This window comes from Micromonospora musae, assembly GCF_003626635.1.
Lineage (GTDB): Bacteria > Actinomycetota > Actinomycetes > Mycobacteriales > Micromonosporaceae > Micromonospora > Micromonospora musae.
Genome location: NZ_RAZT01000002.1, coordinates 317,258 through 333,531, shown reverse-complemented (window position 1 = coordinate 333,531; position 16,274 = coordinate 317,258). Strand labels below are relative to the sequence as shown.

Sequence of the window (16,274 nt, the reverse complement as noted above, 5' to 3'; positions counted from 1 at the left end):
GACAGGGGCCCGGTACGCCACGTGGCGTACCGGGCCCCTGTCGTTCGCTACGTCAGGAGGCGGCGGTCGGCGCGCCGATCGGCACCGTTTCGGGTCCGCCGCGCAGCTGCCGCATGCCGGACAGGGCCGCGATGCCCGCGGCGAGCACGTCGGCGATGGTGAAGATCAGCCGGGACGCCAGGGCGATGCCCATCGCGGCTCCGACCCCGCCACTGCCCAGCAGGAACGGCGCCAGCGCGGCCACCAGCACGGCTTCCCGCACGCCGAGCCCGGACGGGGAGAGGAAGGCGAACATGCCGACGGTCATCGCGATCGCGAAGGACCCGATGCTGCGCAGCAGCCCACCGACACCGGGCGCGGCCTGCGCGTTCGCCAACAGCCACAGGTGCACCCCGAACAAGGTGTAGCCGAGCGCGCTCCAGCCGACGACCCGGAGCACACCCGGCCAGGTGAGCCGGTGTTCCAGCGGCGGCCGGCGCAGCAGCTTGAGCGCGAGCTGCACGAGCATGGTGAGCACCCGGGGAATCGCGCAGATCAGGGCGATCGGGAAGAGGACCGCCACGATCCAGAGCGCCACCCGGACCGGCTCGGCGTAGTTGGAGTCGGCGCCCGCCGCTGCCTCCCGCAACGAGGGCAGACTGAGCAGTCCCAGGCCGAGCGCGGCGGTGACGCTGAGCCCGACGGTCACGAGGGTGGCCAGGAAAGCCCGGGCCCGGGGCAGACCCACCCGCTTGCTGAGCTCGATCTGGAGCACGTAGGCCCAGACACTGCCGGGGATGTACTTGCCCAGCTGGCCGACCAGGCAGATGCGCAGTGCGGCGGCGATCGAGACGCGGTGCTCGAGGTCGGCCACGGCGGCCCGCCAGGCCATCGTGTTGGCCACCATGCCCAGCAGCGCCGCGAGGACCGACAGGACGACTGACGGCCAGGCCAGGCCCAGCCAGGTCGAGCGGACCTGGGGCCACTGGTCGACGACACTCCAGGCCATCCCGGCCACGATGGCGGCAATGACCACGACGCGTACGGCGAGAGACAGCCACTTTCGGGAGCTGCGGGGAGCGGCGGCCGGGGTGGCTTCGGTGTCGGGCCGCGTAGCGGTATCTACCACTGGTTATCTGCCTCCGCGTCGTTGTCCACCCGATCGGGGGAGGGGTTGACAAAGCAAGGCACTACACTAGCCCAGGCTTGGTGCCGCCACGCACCCCGACGTGACCTCCGTATCCAACGGCGGGCAACGTAATTTGTGAGCGTGTGCCGCCGTTAACGTCTGCTCGCTGCCACCGACCCCCCGAGGAGAGACGCTGTGATCCCCATTTCCGTCGTCAAGCTGGACGAGGCGGCTGAACAGCTGGCGGTCGAAGTGATCCGATCAGGCAGAATCGCTCAGGGGCCGATGGTGGCTCGACTGGAGAGCGAGTTCGCCGACGTGGTCGGGGTAGAGCACGCGGTGGCGGTCAACAACGGCACCACCGCGTTGGTCGCGGCGCTGGAGGTGCTCGACCTCCAGCCCGGCGACGAGGTCGTGACCAGCCCCTTCACCTTCGTCGCCACGCTCAACGCCATCCTGGAAGCCGGTGCCACCGCACGCTTCGCCGACATCCGCGAGGACGACTTCTGCGTCGACCCGGAGGCGCTCGCCGCTGCGATCGGCCCGCGTACCAAGGTCCTCATGCCGGTCCACCTCTACGGGCAGCCCGCCGACATGGACGCGATCGCCCCGCTCGCCGAGCGGCACGGCCTGGGCCTGGTCGAGGACACCGCCCAGTCGCTGGGCGCGACGATCTCCGGACGTGGTGCGGGCAGCTTCGGGCTCGGCACCTTCTCGCTCTACGCGACGAAGAACCTCACCACCGGTGAGGGCGGCATGATCACGACGAACGACGAGGCGCTCGCCGACCGGCTGCGGGTGCTGCGCAACCAGGGCATGCGCCAGCGCTACCAGTACGAGGTGGCCGGCCACAACTACCGCCTCACCGACCTGCAGGCCGCGCTCGGTATCCCGCAGATCGCCACGTACGGCGACAGCGTCAAGCGCCGCAAGGACAACGCCGCCCGGCTCTCCGCCGGCCTGGCCGACGTCCCCGGGCTGCGCCTGCCGACCGAGCTGCCCGGCCGGTCGCACGTCTGGCACCAGTACACCGTGCTGATCACCGACGAGGCCCCGGTCAGCCGGGACGAGGTGATCGCCCGGCTGACCGAGCAGGGTGTCGGCTGTGGCACCTACTACCCGAAGACGGTCTACGACTACGACTGCTACCGCGACCACCCCCGCGTCATCGCCGACCCGGCCCCGGTGACCGAGCGCGTCGTCCGGCAGTGCGTCTCCCTGCCGGTGCACCACCACCTGACCGACGGTGAGGTCGACCAGGTCGTCGAGGCCGTCCGGACGGCGGTGGGCGCGTGAGCGGCAAGCTGCGTGTCGCCCTGGTCGGTACCGGGGTGATGGGGTCCCTGCACGCCCGCGTGGTCGCGCAGTCGGAGCGGGCCGAGCTGGTCCGCGTGATCGAACCCCGGCCCTCGGTCGGTCAGCAGGTCGCCGAGCAGTACGGCGCCGGCTGGGCGCCGGACGCCGACGATCTCTCCGACGTCGACGCGGTCGTGATCGCGGCCCCCACCGAGTTTCACCACGACCTCGCCCACCAGGTGCTCGCCGCCGACAAGCCGTTGCTGATCGAGAAGCCGGTCTGCGGCAGCCTCGCCGAGACCGAGGAGATCGTCGCGACCGCCGAGAAGCGCGGTCTTCCCCTGCTCTGCGGCCTGCTGGAGCGCTTCAACCCCGCCGTGCAGACGGCACTGGCCCTGGTCGACCGTCCGGTCCACCTGAGCGCGACCCGGCACTCGCCGTACGCGCCGCGGATCCGCACCGGCGTCGCCTGGGACCTGCTCATCCACGACGTCGACCTGGCCATCCAGGCCTTCGGCGGCGAGGAGCCCACGTTGGTCCGGGGAACGCTCGGCCACTTCCACCCGGACTCGCTGGCTGAGGCCGAGGACTTGGCCGAGACCCTGCTGAGCTTCGGTTCCGGCGCCATGGCGAACGTCTCCGCGAGCCGGATCGGACAGCGCAAGGTCCGGACGTTGGTCATCAGCGAGGTCGACCGATTGATCGAGGCCGACCTGATCCGCAAGGACGTCACCATCTACCGGCACGTCTCGCTGGACGCCGCCACACCGGACGGCCGCGGCTACCGCCAGCAGAGCATCATCGAGGTGCCGGAGCTGCTCACGAACCGGGAGCCGCTCGCCGCCCAGCTGGACCACTTCCTCGACATCGTCGCCGGCACCGCCGACGCCGACGTCGAGCGGCAGCGGATCCTGCCGGCGCACCGGGTGGTCGGCCGGCTCTTCGACGACACCGGCGCCTGAGGCGCACCACGACGCGTACCTGCCCCTGGTGTCCGGACGTCCCGGGCGCCAGGGGCTTTGTCGTCTGATTCGTACCATTCGCCTGTTCCGTGCCCCGCTCTGCGGTGTTGCCCGCAGAGGTCGGCGACCCGAAGGTTTCGGGTAAGCTGCCGCCCGGACAACAGCGGGTGCCGGTTCGGTGCCCACCCCACACCTCGTTCGCCACCCAGACCAAGGATGCGCCGTGCCGAATGTGGATACCCTCGTGACCGAGCGGGGCGGCGCGTCGGCGCCGTCCGGCGAGCGCGAGCAGGCGAGGACGGGGCGGCTCGGTTCGCTCGTCAGCGCTCTTCCGGCGCTACTCACCGACGGTGCGGTCTACGCGTTCGCGCTCTGGACCGTCCTGTACCACGCGGCCTTCCTCTTCGACCTCCGGCCGTCGGTGACCTTCCTGGTCTGGCTGGTCGGGTGCGTGCTCGTCGGCGGCTACGTCGCCCTCCGGCGCTGGCGGCGCCGCACCGGCGCGGCGTCCTCCGACGAACGAGACGGCCCGGCCGAATCCCCGGCGGCGACGATGGACCGGCGGTGGCTGCTGCCGACCATCGCGGCGGCGGTGCTCGCCGCGGTCACTGCGGGCCTCGACGGAGTTCCCTGGCTGGTGCCGGCGGTCGCCGGCGTCGCCGCCGCCGTCGGCGCGGTGCTGCTCACCCGGCGGGCCTGGCTCGCCCGTCCCGGCGTCGGGTCGGACGCCCCCACCGAACGGTCCTGGCAGTCCGGCTACGCCCTGGTCGCCTCGGGGCTCGTCGGCATCGCCTCGCTCTTCATCGCCCGGAACACCCCTGACGACGTGTTCTACGTCGGCAAGTCGGTCTGGGTCGCCGAGCGCGACATCGTGCCGCTGCGCGACTTCCTCTTCACCGAGCAGGTGGCCGCGCCGCTGTCGTCGCAGCCGCCGATCGCCTCGATCGAGGTGCTGGCCGGCGCGCTCGGCCGGTTCCTCGGCATCCACGCCGCCTCGGCCACCTGGTACGTGCTGCTCCCGGTGCTCGCGGTGCTCGCGGCACTGTCGCTGTGGCGGCTCATCCAGCGCTGGGCGCCGCGCCGGCCGGTGCTGGCGTTCACCGTCGCCCTCGCCTTCCTCGCCTTCGTCTGTGGTGACGACGCTGCGCTCGGCACCTTCCACCTGCCCCGGCTGCACGAGGGCAAGGGCATGTTCGTCTCGGCGGTGGTCCCGCTGCTCTGGGTCTACCTGACCCGCTGGTTCGACACCCGCTCGCGCAAGGACCTGGCCCCGATCATCGCGATCTCGATCGTCGCGACCGGGCTCACCTCGACCTCCGTGATGATCCTCCCGTTGCTGGTGGGCGCCGCCGGACTGGGCATGCTGCTGGTCGGTCGCTGGCGGGACGCCCTGGTGGCCGGGGTGGCCGTCATGGCGTACCCCATCGGCGCGGTGATCGTCACCCGCATCGCCCTGGGCCCGATGACATCGGTGATCGCCAGCGCCCAGTTCTTCGACGCGGAGGGCACCTACCGGCGGACCCTGCTGATCGGTGTGCTCGGGGTGATCTGCGGGCTCGGGCTGTGGTGCGGCCCGTTCCTGGTCCGTCGCGGCACTCCGGCGCTCTTCGCCGCGGGCGCGACCGCGGCCATGAGCGTGCTGCTCGTCCCGGGGGTGCTCGAGGCACTCAGTGCCGGGTCCGGGCTGGCAGCGGTGCTCTGGCGGGTGCCCTGGTTCGTGCCCCTGCCCGCACTGATCGGGTTGCTCTGCACGATCGACTTCGCACCGCTGGCCCGGGTGGCCGCCCTGCGCGCGGTGGTGGGTGCCGCGCTCGCCGCGGTGCTGGTCGGCGCCTTCGCGGTGGCGGGTACGCCGATGTGGTCTGTGCGTAGCTTCGTCGAGGTCCACGAGCGCCCGACCTGGAAGTTGCCCCAGCAGCGGCAGAAGATCGACTTCTGGATCTGGAACCTCGACGACCGCCCGCCGGGCCTACTGCTCGCGCCGTCGACGCTGATGCGCACCATGCCGATCGTCACCAGCGAGGTGCGGGTCGTCATGGCCCGTAACGGCTACCTGGTCGACTACGACATGAACTCCCAGTTCTCCCAGGACCGGCTCAAACTCGCGGCGTTCGCGGACGGCGTGGACCAGATCGCGCCGGTCTCCGAGCTGGCCGCGGCGATGGACCGACTGGACGTCGGCACGGTCTGCGTCTACAACGGCAACCGGAAGGCTCGTGATCTCGCCCCTGAGCTGGGCCTGGTGAAGTTCGCCTCGCGCAAGGCGCCGGGCGCGGTCACCTGTTACCGCCGCACCGCCTGACCGTTGCGTGGCACCCGGCCGTCACCCATGTATCGAATGGAGTTAAGGTCCCTGACGCCGGCCGTTGTTACCGAAACCGGACGGCTCGTGCGATCGACCCCAGAATGCCCTGGGCTGAGCCCGGGCCCCACCCGATGGGAGCGTCCTCGTTGTTCGGCAAGTTGATGGGACCGGCGGGAGTCGCCGCCCGTGGCGCGCTGCTGCTGGTGGCCTACTTCGTGATGCTCGCCTCCGGGGCGCTCGGCTGGGCCGTCGTCTTCGCCGTGGCCGGACTGGTCGCGCTCGCCGGTGAGTACGCGCTCGCCCGCTGGTCGCCCGCCACGCACACCCTCCTGGAGAAGGTCGGTCTGCGTGGTGACTACCGGCAGCTCGCCCGGGACCTCGCCACCGTCCTGCTGGTGGTGGCCGCGGTCGGCCCGAGCATGGGCGAGCTGAGCCTGATCCTGCTGCTGCCGGGCGCGGTCTGGCTCATCGCGATCTTCGCCGGAGCGCTCAACACCATGATCGACCGGCGTAACCCCGTCTCCGCGCTGGTCCGCAACATCGACCTGGGGCCGATCAACTTCGCGCCCCGGCCGCCGGCCTGGACGTCCCGGCTCGCGGGTGACCGGCTGGCCCTGGTCAACATCGCGATCGCGCCCGCCGCGGTCGTCGGGGCGGTGCGGGACACCGCCACCCCGGTCGTCGCCGTGGGCGTGGCGGCGCTGGCCGCCGCGGCGGTGGTCGGCGCGATCGTCGCCGTCACCTGGCTGCGCGGCCGTGGCAGCGGGCCCGGCCCGCTGATGCCCGCCGTGCAGCGCTGGCTCGACTCGTACCGGCCGGAGGCGGCGCTCTACTTCGCCGGCCCGGCCAAGGACGTCTACCAGGCGAACATGTGGCTCGCGCCGACCGAGGCGCTCGACCGGCGGGCGGTGGTGCTGATGCGCAGCCGGGAGGCGTTCTCCGAACTCGCCGACACCCGGCTGCCGGTGATCTGCGTACCGGCCGGTGTGGACTTCATGAACCTGGAGTTCGGCAGCATCCGCGCAGCGCTCTACGCGGCGAACGTCGGAGCGAACATCCACATGCTCCGGGAGCCGGGCATGAAGCACGTCTTCGTCGGGCACGGCGACAGCGACAAGGCCGCGAGCGTCAACCCGTACAGCAAGGTGTACGACGAGGTGTGGGTCGCCGGTCTCGCCGGCCGGGAGCGGTACGCCCGCGCCGGGGTCGGCGTGCTCGACGCCGACATCGTCGAGATCGGACGCCCGCAGCTCGCCGGGGTGACCACCTTCGGCGCGGAGTCGGTCGACCGGCCGTTCACCGTCCTCTACGCCCCCACCTGGGAGGGGTGGCTGGACGACGATCCGTACCACACCTCGCTCGTGCTGATGGGGGAGCGGATCGTCCGGGGACTGCTGAAGGCCACGCCCGGACTGCGGCTGATCTACAAGCCGCACCCGTTGACCGGCTCCCGGGCCAAGGAGGCCAGGGCGGTGCACGAGCGGGTGGTGGAGCTGATCCGGGCCGCCGGCGGTGACGTCGACGCGACCTCCCTCGACGGCACCCGGCACCTCGTGGTCACCGGCCGCACGCCGGGCCTCTTCGACTGCTTCAACCAGACGGATCTGCTGATCAGCGACGTGTCCAGTGTGGTCTCGGACTTCGTGCAGAGCGAGCGGCCGTACGTGGTGGCGAATCCGGGTGGGCTGCCGGAGGACGAGTTCCGCCGGCAGTACCCGACCTCGCGGGCGGCGTACCTGCTGGCCCGCGACTGCGGCGAGCTGGAGAAGATCGTCGCGGTGACCCGCGCCGGCGACGACCCGATGACCGAGGCCCGGCGGGAGCTGAAGACCTACCTGCTCGGCCCGGCCGACGCGAACCCGATGGACCGGTTCCGGGAGGAGGTCGGCCGCCTCTGCGGCTGACCCGGCTTATCCGCGACGGCGGTGGACGGAGTGCTCCGTCCACCGCCGTCGCGTCGTTCGTGGTCCCTACCGCTGGGGCGGGTTCGCCACGTCGCGGGAGATGACCTCGCCCTTCTCGTCGACCCAGCCCCGCGGCCGGGCGGGGTTGCCGACGACGAGCTGGTACGGCGCCACGTCCCGGGTCACCACCGAGCCGGCCGCGATCATCGCGTACTCGCCGATCTCGACCCCGCAGACGAGGGTCGCGTTCGCGCCGATCGAGGCGCCCCGACGCACCACGGTCGGCGTGATCGTCCAGTCCGGGTTCTGCGCCCGGGGCCGGAAGTCGTTGGTGAAGACGGCGCTCGGCCCGACGAAGACCTCGTCCTCCAGGGTCACGCCCTGGTAGACCGAGACGTTGTTCTGGATCTTGACCCGGTCACCGACGGTGACGTTCGCGTCGACGTACACGTTGCGGCCGATGACGCAGCCGGCCCCCACCGTCGCCGACGACCGGACGTGGGCCAGGTGCCAGACCTTCGTGCCGTCGCCCACCTGGGCGCCCTCCTCCACCTCGGCGGTGGGGTGCACGAAGACGGAGGGTGCCGGGGAAGTGTTGTCAGTCATCGTTCAACTCGCATCGGGTCGCAGGGTGCGCCGGGGCGCCGTCGGTGAGCCGCGCCGCCGTACGCCGGGAGACCGGCCGGCGGCCGCGCGGATCGGGCTGCCGCGCCGGCGACGGGACGGAGTGTGCGGGCCGGGCGCGGGACCCGGCGTAGCATAGCGAGCCCTCAACCGATCAACGCGGCCACCGCGTCGGCGGCCGGCACGTCCGCCGGCAACGCCCGCGCCTCGACCACCGCCGCCACCGGCAGCGGGCCGTAGAGGTGCGGAAAGAGCTCCCCGCCGCGCGACGGCTCCCAGCGCAGGCGCTCGCCGAGCCGGGCCGGATCCACGGTGAGCAGGGTCAGTCCGGTGGCCCCGGCGAAGTGCCGCCGAGCCGTACCCACCAGCTGGTCGTGGCCGGAGAGGTGGATGAAGCCGTCCTGGTGGTCCACCGCCGTGCCGGAGAGGTGGCCGGCGGCGCGGGCGTCGTCCCACTCGATCGTCGGCAGCAGCTTGTAGATCATTTCAGCAGCGTACGCGGGCGGCTGTGGGTACGACCGGCGCGCGCCGTTTCCCCGGTACCGGCCCGAGGCCCGGGTCCGGCCCGGCATGCTCGAAGGTGGAGCGGATCGCGGAGGGATGGGCGATGCGGAACTACGACGACGACTGGACCGACAGCCAGCGTGCGCTGTACGACGAGTGCTACCAGGCCGGCAGCGACTGGGCCCAGGATCCGGAGACCCCCTCCGACGACGTGCAGTACGTGATCAACCTGGCCGAGGGGGACGACGACTCCCTCGGCGACTCGGAGCTCGACTATCCACCCTTGGTCGACGCGGTCACCGAGGCCACCGGGGAGAACATCACGAGCGTGCCCGCGAGCCACGACGACCCGGCCTTCCGTGGCTTCGTCGACGGCGTACGCGACGGCATCGCGGACGACACCTTCGGTCTCTGACCGCCGGCCCGACCCGGGCCCGCGCCGGGCCCGCCGACGCGCCGCCCGGCGTGGTCGGGCGGGCCGGCAGCCGCGGCCTCGGCCGTCCGGCGGGGCCTGCCACCGGGGCGGCCCTCCCGCCCGCACCCAGCTTCTGCCACCATTTCGCAGGACGAGGGTTCGACGGATGGGGGGCACGGTGCGCATCCTGCTGGTCGAGGACGATCGCCGGGTGGCCGCCGCCCTGTCGTCCGCGCTGAGCCGCCGCGGCTACCAGGTGGAGCACGCGGCGACGGTGGCCGCGGCGCTCTCCGCGGCGCCGTGCGACCTGGTGCTGCTCGACCTGACCCTGCCCGACGGGGACGGCACGGACCTGTGCCGGGAGCTGCGCCGGCGCAGCAGCCAGCTCGGCATCATCGCGGTGACCGCCCGCGGTGAGGAGCGCGACCGGGTGCTCGGCCTGCGGCTCGGCGCCGACGACTACGTGGTGAAGCCCTTCTCGATGGTGGAGCTGCAGGCCCGGATCGAGGCGGTGCTGCGTCGTACGGCGCAGGCCGCGCCGGAGCGGAACCTGATCGAGGCCGGTGCGGTCCGCATCGACGTGTCGGCGCGTACGGTGACCGTCGACGGCCGGGACGTCACGCTCACCCGCAAGGAGTTCGACGTCCTGCTCTCCCTCGCCCGGCAGCCCGGCGTGGCGGTGCCCCGCGACCGGATCCTCCTGGACGCCTGGGGCACCACGTGGACCGACCGGCACACCGTCGAGGTGCACGTCGGCTCGCTGCGCGGCAAGCTCGGCGATCCCCGGCTGGTGGAGACCGTACGCGGCATCGGCTATCGGCTGCGGAGCGAGTGAGGTGATCCGGTGCGTCGTCGGCTGGTGATCAGCTACCTGCTGCTGATGGTGCTGGTCCTCATCGCGCTGGAGACCCCGCTCGCGTTGATCCTCGCCACCCGGGAGACCGACCGGGTACGCGCCGACCGGCTCGCCGACGCCACCCGGTTCGCCTCGCTCGCCGGGCCCGCGCTGCGCGGCGGCAGCACCGGCCCGTTGCAGAGCGAGCTGCGCAGCTACGACGCGCTCTACGGCATCGGCGCGGTGGTGGTCGACCGGGACCGCGACACCGTCGTCGACTCGATCAGCTGGCACGGCGCCCCGGGCACCACGCTGGCGCTGGACGCCGCCCTCGCCGGGCAGCAGGTCAGCGGCCCTGAGTCGGTGTGGCCGTGGCAGAGCGGGCCGGTGATCGTCGCGGTGCCCATCAACGACGGCGGCGAGGTGCTCGGGGCGGTCGTCACCGCCAGCCCCTCCGCCGCGCTGCGCCGTACGGTCACCACCTGGTGGCTGCTGCTCGCCGGGATCGGCCTGCTCGCCGTGCTGGCGTGTGTGCTGACGGCCTTCGGGCTGGCCGGCTGGGTGCTGCGACCGGTCACCGAACTGGACGCGGTCACCCACGAGATCACGAAGGGTGACCGCAGCGCCCGGGTGCAGCACCACCTCGGCCCGCCGGAGCTGCGCCGGCTGGTGGCCAGCTTCAACACGATGGCGGACGCGGTCTCGGACGTGATGGACCGGCAACGGGCCTTCGTCGCCCACGCGAGCCATCAACTCCGCAACCCGCTGACCGCGCTGCGGCTGCGGGTGGAGGAGCTGGGCCCGAGCCTGACCGATCCGCAGGGCCGGGCCGAGCACCGGCTCGCCCTGGAGGAGACCGACCGGCTGGCGCTGGTGCTGGACGGGCTGCTCACCCTCGCCCGCGCCGAGCGTCAGGAGAACGAGCGGGTCACCGTCGACGCGGCCGAGGTGGCGGCCTCCCGGGTCGCCGCCTGGCGACCACTGGCCCGGCACCGATCGGTAGCGCTCAACCTCGTCACGTGCGACGCGCCGGTGTACGCCCGGACCGTCCCGACCGCCGTCGACCAGGCCCTCGACGCGCTCATCGACAACGCCGTCAAGTTCAGCGGCACCGGCGGAGAGGTCAGCGTGACGGTGGCGGCCCACGAGGGTGGAGTGGCGCTCGAGGTGCGCGACAACGGGCCGGGAATGACCGCCAGCCAGCTCGGCCAGGCGACCGAGCGGTTCTGGCGGGCGCCGGACGTGCAGAACCTGGACGGCGCGGGCCTCGGCCTGGCCATCGCGGCGGTGCTGGTCGACGCCTCGGGCGGACGGCTCACCATGTGGGCGGGCGAGCCGCGCGGCCTGGTCGCCGGGCTCTGGTTCCCGGGGCCCGACGACGGGCCGCCGCCCCCCGCGTCCGAGGCCGACCCGGTGCCGCGGCGGTTGCCCGCCGCCGCCGGCTAGTGCGGTGTCCAGGAACGTTGGCGGTGTCGCGGCGAGGTCCAGGCGGCGGTCCGGCAAGGCGGAGTCGGGCCTGGATACCGGTGTTGTATCCAGGCCCGACTCCAACGCGGCCGGTCGTCGTCTGGGCCCGGCGCGGCCCGGTGAACGTTTCTGGACACCGCACTAGGGTCGGTTTCGAGCCGGGTCAGGGCTTCGCCGCTCGGTACCAGGCGGCGGCGCCGGAGTGCAGCGGCAGCGGCGAGGTGGCGATCGCCGAGCGAGGGCTCATCCGTCGGGCCGCGGGATGCGCGGCGGCCAGCTCCGAACGGCGCTCCATGAGCAGCCGGGTCACGTTCCGGACCAGCGGCTCGGGCAGGTCGGCGCGGACGATCAGGAAGTTCGGGTTGGCGACCGTGGTGACCGGATCCAACCCGTACACCGAGCGCGGGATGTCCCGGGAGACGTAGAACTCGCCGTAGCGCTCCCGCAGCGGCTGCGTCCACGCGCCGAGATCGATGATCCGGGTGGGGCTGCCGCCGGCCAGGTCGGCGATCGCCCCCACCGGCAGGCCGCCGGAGAAGAAGAACGCGTCGATCCGGCCGGACCGCAGCGCGGCCACCGAGTCGTCCAGGTTGAGCCGGGTCCGGCGGACCCGGTCACCGCCGAGCCCGGCGACGTCCAGCAGTCGGGTCGCGGTGATCTCGGTGCCGGAGCCGGCGGGGCCGAGGGAGACCCGCCGGCCACGCAGGTCGGCGACCGTGCGCACCGGGCCGCCGCCGGACGTGACGAGGTGCAGTTGGTCGTCGTAGACCCGGGCGATCGCGGCCACCCGCGGGTCCGCGCCGGGGGCGGCGGGCAGCACGTCGGCCTGGGTGAAGCCGAGTTCGGCCTGGCCGCCGCCGACCAGGCGGACGTTCTCCGCCGACGCGGCGGTCACCACGACGCTGGCCCGCACCCCGGGCAGCTCCCGGTTGAGGATGGCGGCCAGCGACTCCCCGAACGCGTGGTAGACGGCGGTCGGGGAGCCCGTCGCGATCCGGATCGTCACCGGCTCGCCCGGCGCGTCCCGGCAGCCGGCGACAGTGAGGCTCACGGCGAGCAGCACGGCCAGCAGCGTGGCGGGTGGGGCGGCGCGTCCGGGCCGGGTACGACTCACGGGCTGCACTCTGCGCCCGGCGTCCCACCCGCGCAACCCCCGCGCCGTCGGGCGTGGCTGGCCGTCCGGCTCGTGTGAACCGCGGCAATGCGCCGGTGTGGATCTCAGCCCGTCGGGGCGAATCGGCTGCGGTAGGCGCGCGGGGTGAGGCCGGTGGTGCGTTTGAACGCGACGCTGAGCGCGCTCTCCGAGCCGTACCCGACCGCCCGGGCGACGCCGGCCAGCGTGTCGTCGCCGCGCCGGATCCGGTCGGCGGCGAGCTCGATCCGCCAGCCGGTGAGGTACTCGACGGGGCTCCGGCCGACGACCTCCTTGAACCGGGCGGCGAGCGTGGACCGGGAGACCGCCGCGACCCGGGCCAGCTCGCCCACGGTCCAGGGCTGGGCGGGGTGGGCGTGCATCGCCCGCAGCGCGGGTGCGAGCACCGGGTCGGTGAGGCCGGCCAGCCAGCCGGAGCCGCCGGCGCGGGCGAGGTGCAGCCGCAGGATGCGGATCAGCATGACCAGGGCGAGATGCTCGGCGACCAGGGTGCCGCCCAGCGCTGTCGTCCGCAGCTCGTTGCCGATCTCCCCGACGGCCCAGCGCACGGTCGCGGCCTCGGGCGTCGTGGCCGGAACGTGGATGACCGGAGGCAGGGCCTCCAGGAGCAGGGTGCGGGCGCGCTCGGTGAAGGAGAACGCGCCGCCGATGAGGAGGACGTCGTCGCCGGTGCCGGCCCGGGCCACGCCGTCGGCGGCCGTCTGGAAGATCGGGCCGGCCGGTTCGGGCGGGGTGTCCGGGTCGCCGGCCAGGGTGAACGCCCGGGGCCGGGTCAGCAGGAAGCAGTCGCCCGCGGCGAGGGCCACCGGCTCGGGTACGCCGTCGACCCGCAGCAGGCAGCTGCCCCTCCGCACGGCGTTGAACTTGACGCCGGCCGGCGGGTCGAAGCGGAGCGCCCAGCGGCCGCCCGCCGCCAGCGCGGCGGAGAGCTGACTGGTCACGCCGACCAGCGCGAGCACCTCTTCCAACGGATCCACGACCGCTCCAATGGACGCTCACTAAAGAGTGACGGACTCTAAACTACAGACAGTCCGAGGGGGCGTTCGTAGCGTGGATCCCATGAGCGCCGAGACCCGAACCCGTACGCCCTTCACGGCCCGTACCACCGCCGCAGAGATCCTCGACGGCGTCGACCTCACCGGTCGCCGGATGATCGTCACCGGCGGCGCCTCCGGCATCGGCGCCGCGGCCGTCCGCGCCCTCGCCGGGGCCGGGGCGGAGGTCACCGTCGCCACCCGGAACCCGGCCGGCGCCGACGAGCTGGTGGCGGAGTTCGCCGGACCGGGCCCCGGCGTCGTGCGGGCGGCCGCCCTCGACCTGGCCGACCTGGCCTCGGTCGACGCGTTCGTCGCGGCCTGGGAGGGGCCGCTGCACGCGCTCGTCGCCAACGCCGGGATCATGGCGATCCCCACCCGGCAGCTCACCCCGCAGGGCTGGGAGCTGCAGCTCGGCACCAACTACCTCGGCCACTTCGCGCTCGCCCGCGGCCTGCACGACAGCCTGCGTGCCGCCGGCTCGGCCCGGGTCGTGGTGGTCAGCTCCGGCGCGCACCTGCGGGAGGCGTTCGACTTCGACGATCCGCAGTTCGCGCGCCAGCCGTACGACCAGTGGGCGGCGTACGGGCGGTCGAAGACGGCCGACGTGCTGCTCGCCGTGGGCATCGCCCGGCGGTGGGCCGCCGACGGCATCGTCGCCAACGCGCTCAACCCCGGCTACATCAACACCCAGCTGCAACGTCACATGGACGAGGAGACCCTGCGGTCGTTCGGGGTGCTGGACGAGGCCGGCAACCGGATCGACCTGCCCTACTACAAGACACCCGCCCAGGGCGCGGCGACCACCGTGCTGCTGGCGGCCTCGCCGCTGGTCGACGGGGTCACCGGCCGCTACTTCAGCGACAACCAGGAGGTCGAGGTGGTGGTCGGCGGGCCGGAGGCGAACGGCGGGGTGGCCGTGCACGCGACGGACCCGGCCACGGCCGATCGTCTCTGGGCGTACGCGGAGCAGGCCCTGACCTCCCGCTGACGGGCGACCCGGTTCCCGCCGGGGCCGGCGTCGTCGACGCTCGCCCCGGCCGGGCGCGCCTGATCAGGTCGCCGTCGCCCCGGCCTGTGGTCAGGCCGACTCGGCAGCCGGGGCGGGCGCCAGCGCGGTGTGTTGCAGGATCCTTCGCCGGTCCGGGCCGTCGGCCACGCTGACCAGGAAACAGCCGGTGCCCGGGCGCAGCTCGGCCGGCACCCGGAGCAGGGCGGCGCTGCGGATCAGCACGGCCGCCAGCTCACGGTCGGTGAGGCGTACCCCCAGGATGTGCCGGCGGACGTGCCGCCCCCCGGCCAGCAGCGCGGAGCGCCAGGCCGCGGCGGCCAACCGCGGCACCCAGACCCGGCGTGGCGTCGACGCGCCGGGCACCGGGGCGGCGAGCAGCTCGCGCCGCCCCTGCCACCAGCCGGCCTCCATCAGCCGGGCGTAGCGCGCCCGGTGCGCCGCCGGCACCCGCAGGCGGTGCAGCTCGTAGCGGCGGCGCAGGCCACCGAAGGCCATCTCGTGCTCGACGGGGATGTCCAGCCGGTCCAGCAGCTGCCGCATCCGCTGTGCGGCGTCCTCCCGGTTGAACTCCACCACCGCGGCCGAGTGCCGGCCCACCGCGCGATGGGGGCGCGGCCCGGCCGGCGGTGGCGTGCAGCGCAGCAGGCAGGCGGCCTCGAAGGCGTCGGCCAGGGTCAGCCAGTCCAGCGGGGGCGGCGTCGACGGGCGACGCGGCCGGTCTAGCAGGGCGGGGTCGGGGGCCAACGGAGGTACTCCTTTGTCGGAGTCGGGGTATTCCTACCGTGACCGGTACGGGCCGGGCACGGAACCGATCCGGCCCAGCCTTGAGGAAATCTTGCGCACGCCCTTACAGCTGCGTGACCACCAGATCGACCTGCCGTGGTCGGCCCACCGCCGCCGGCTGCTCCACCACCGTGTGCTTCAGGTCCCGCAGCGCGCCGATCAGGTCGTCGGCGGTCCGTGGCCGGGCGCCGGCGAGCAGCAGGTCGCGGACCAGCCGTCCCTTGGTGGCCTTGTTGAAGTGGCTCACCACGGAGCGGACCGGAACCCCGTCCACCTCGCGTTCGTGCAGCACCCGGACGGTCACCGTCCGCTCCGCGACCTCGCCGCGCGGGGCCCACATCGCGGCGTACGCGCCGGAGCGCAGGTCGAGCACGGGGCGATTGCCGGCCGCCGCGGTCAGCACCGGCCCCAGCACCCGCCGCCAGTACGCCCCCAACGCGCCCGGGCCGGGCAGCTTCGCCCCGACCGGGCAGCGGTAGGGCGGGATCCGGTCGGTGAGGCGTACGGCGCCCCAGAGCCCGGAGCTGATCAGCACCGAGCGGCGCGCGGCCCGGGTGGCCTCCGGGGGGAGCGACGGGAGGTCCAGCGCCTCGTAGAGCACCCCGGTGTAGATCCGGGCGGCCGGCGCGGCGGCGACCCGCGGCAGCCGAGCGTTGCGCCGCAGTTCGTGCTGCTGACCCTCGCTGAGCCCGAGCGCCGCGCGGGCCGTGGCCTCGTCCGGCCCGGCGCAGAGCGCGACCAGCGCGGCGAGCACCTCCTCGCGGGCCGGGTTCAGCTCCGGCAGGGAAAGTTTGGCCAGGTCGAGCGGCCGGCCGGTGCCGGTGTCGGCCTTCCCCTCGGAGGGCGGCAGCAGGATGAGCACCCGGTGGAAT

General features: G+C 73.4%; 15 protein-coding genes. 8 read left to right on the top strand and 7 right to left on the bottom strand.

Translation table 11 applies throughout. From position 1 onward, the window contains the following. Positions 1 to 52: 52 nt before the first annotated feature. Positions 53 to 1,108, bottom strand: coding sequence for a lysylphosphatidylglycerol synthase transmembrane domain-containing protein (locus tag D7044_RS04475; RefSeq protein ID WP_120682510.1), 1,056 nt, complete (start codon positions 1,106 to 1,108; stop codon positions 53 to 55). A gap of 195 nt (positions 1,109 to 1,303) precedes the next feature. Here D7044_RS04475 and D7044_RS04470 point away from each other — a divergent pair, with 195 nt between their 5' ends. The 4 genes from D7044_RS04470 (at position 1,304) to D7044_RS04455 (ending at position 7,575) form a co-directional block, all read left to right on the top strand. Continuing rightward, the gene (locus D7044_RS04470) at positions 1,304 to 2,404 is read left to right on the top strand and encodes a DegT/DnrJ/EryC1/StrS family aminotransferase (RefSeq protein WP_120688053.1); all 1,101 of its coding nucleotides are present in this window, start codon (positions 1,304 to 1,306) and stop codon (positions 2,402 to 2,404) included. Then, complete coding sequence (locus tag D7044_RS04465; RefSeq protein ID WP_120682506.1) at positions 2,401 to 3,366, top strand: Gfo/Idh/MocA family protein; 966 nt, start codon at positions 2,401 to 2,403, stop codon at positions 3,364 to 3,366. The genes D7044_RS04470 and D7044_RS04465 overlap by 4 nt, the downstream gene beginning before the upstream one ends. A gap of 223 nt (positions 3,367 to 3,589) precedes the next feature. Then, positions 3,590 to 5,668: a DUF6077 domain-containing protein gene (locus D7044_RS04460; RefSeq protein ID WP_147434577.1), complete on the top strand. Its 2,079-nt coding sequence runs from the start codon at positions 3,590 to 3,592 to the stop codon at positions 5,666 to 5,668. 149 nt (positions 5,669 to 5,817) lie between these two features. Then, on the top strand, positions 5,818 to 7,575 hold the full coding sequence (locus D7044_RS04455; protein WP_199716467.1) for a CDP-glycerol glycerophosphotransferase family protein: 1,758 nt from the start codon (positions 5,818 to 5,820) through the stop codon (positions 7,573 to 7,575). A gap of 66 nt (positions 7,576 to 7,641) precedes the next feature. Here the strand turns inward: D7044_RS04455 and D7044_RS04450 are convergent, their stop codons facing one another. Both D7044_RS04450 and D7044_RS04445 read right to left on the bottom strand, forming a co-directional pair. Then, the gene (locus D7044_RS04450) at positions 7,642 to 8,181 is read right to left on the bottom strand and encodes an acyltransferase (protein ID WP_120682502.1); all 540 of its coding nucleotides are present in this window, start codon (positions 8,179 to 8,181) and stop codon (positions 7,642 to 7,644) included. 164 nt (positions 8,182 to 8,345) lie between these two features. Beyond that, positions 8,346 to 8,684 carry a DUF952 domain-containing protein gene (locus D7044_RS04445; protein ID WP_120688050.1) on the bottom strand — a complete coding sequence of 113 codons (339 nt, stop codon included), beginning with the start codon at positions 8,682 to 8,684 and terminating at the stop codon, positions 8,346 to 8,348. A gap of 122 nt (positions 8,685 to 8,806) precedes the next feature. Here D7044_RS04445 and D7044_RS04440 point away from each other — a divergent pair, with 122 nt between their 5' ends. From D7044_RS04440 to D7044_RS04430, 3 genes are all read left to right on the top strand, one after another. Beyond that, on the top strand, positions 8,807 to 9,118 hold the full coding sequence (locus tag D7044_RS04440; protein ID WP_120682790.1) for a hypothetical protein: 312 nt from the start codon (positions 8,807 to 8,809) through the stop codon (positions 9,116 to 9,118). A gap of 178 nt (positions 9,119 to 9,296) precedes the next feature. Then, positions 9,297 to 9,953 carry a response regulator transcription factor gene (locus D7044_RS04435; protein WP_120682788.1) on the top strand — a complete coding sequence of 219 codons (657 nt, stop codon included), beginning with the start codon at positions 9,297 to 9,299 and terminating at the stop codon, positions 9,951 to 9,953. A 9-nt stretch (positions 9,954 to 9,962) separates the two neighbouring features. Beyond that, entirely contained in the window at positions 9,963 to 11,399 is a 1,437-nt protein-coding gene (locus D7044_RS04430) for a sensor histidine kinase (protein ID WP_120688049.1), read from the top strand. A gap of 184 nt (positions 11,400 to 11,583) precedes the next feature. On the opposite strand, the gene D7044_RS04425 is transcribed toward D7044_RS04430, so the two are convergent. Together D7044_RS04425 and D7044_RS04420 are read right to left on the bottom strand one after the other, a co-directional pair. Next, entirely contained in the window at positions 11,584 to 12,534 is a 951-nt protein-coding gene (locus tag D7044_RS04425) for a TAXI family TRAP transporter solute-binding subunit (RefSeq protein ID WP_233563497.1), read from the bottom strand. A gap of 104 nt (positions 12,535 to 12,638) precedes the next feature. Next, positions 12,639 to 13,550 (bottom strand): AraC family transcriptional regulator, encoded by a 912-nt coding sequence (locus D7044_RS04420; RefSeq protein WP_120688048.1) that lies wholly within the window; start codon positions 13,548 to 13,550, stop codon positions 12,639 to 12,641. 82 nt (positions 13,551 to 13,632) lie between these two features. Here D7044_RS04420 and D7044_RS04415 point away from each other — a divergent pair, with 82 nt between their 5' ends. Further along, positions 13,633 to 14,598 (top strand): SDR family NAD(P)-dependent oxidoreductase, encoded by a 966-nt coding sequence (locus D7044_RS04415; protein ID WP_120688047.1) that lies wholly within the window; start codon positions 13,633 to 13,635, stop codon positions 14,596 to 14,598. A 90-nt stretch (positions 14,599 to 14,688) separates the two neighbouring features. Here the strand turns inward: D7044_RS04415 and D7044_RS04410 are convergent, their stop codons facing one another. Together D7044_RS04410 and yaaA are read right to left on the bottom strand one after the other, a co-directional pair. Beyond that, positions 14,689 to 15,363: a hypothetical protein gene (locus tag D7044_RS04410; protein ID WP_120688046.1), complete on the bottom strand. Its 675-nt coding sequence runs from the start codon at positions 15,361 to 15,363 to the stop codon at positions 14,689 to 14,691. A 103-nt stretch (positions 15,364 to 15,466) separates the two neighbouring features. Beyond that, positions 15,467 to 16,264 (bottom strand): peroxide stress protein YaaA, encoded by a 798-nt coding sequence (yaaA, locus tag D7044_RS04405; RefSeq protein ID WP_120688045.1) that lies wholly within the window; start codon positions 16,262 to 16,264, stop codon positions 15,467 to 15,469. Positions 16,265 to 16,274: the final 10 nt, after the last annotated feature.

Excerpts from the sequence above, each read along its gene's own strand:
- D7044_RS04450 (WP_120682502.1), bottom strand. The coding sequence starts at position 8,181 with ATGACTGACAACACTTCCCCGGCACCCTCCGTCTTCGTGCACCCCACC.
- D7044_RS04445 (WP_120688050.1), bottom strand. The coding sequence starts at position 8,684 with ATGATCTACAAGCTGCTGCCGACGATCGAGTGGGACGACGCCCGCGCC.
- D7044_RS04440 (WP_120682790.1), top strand. The coding sequence starts at position 8,807 with ATGCGGAACTACGACGACGACTGGACCGACAGCCAGCGTGCGCTGTAC.
- D7044_RS04415 (WP_120688047.1), top strand. The coding sequence starts at position 13,633 with ATGAGCGCCGAGACCCGAACCCGTACGCCCTTCACGGCCCGTACCACC.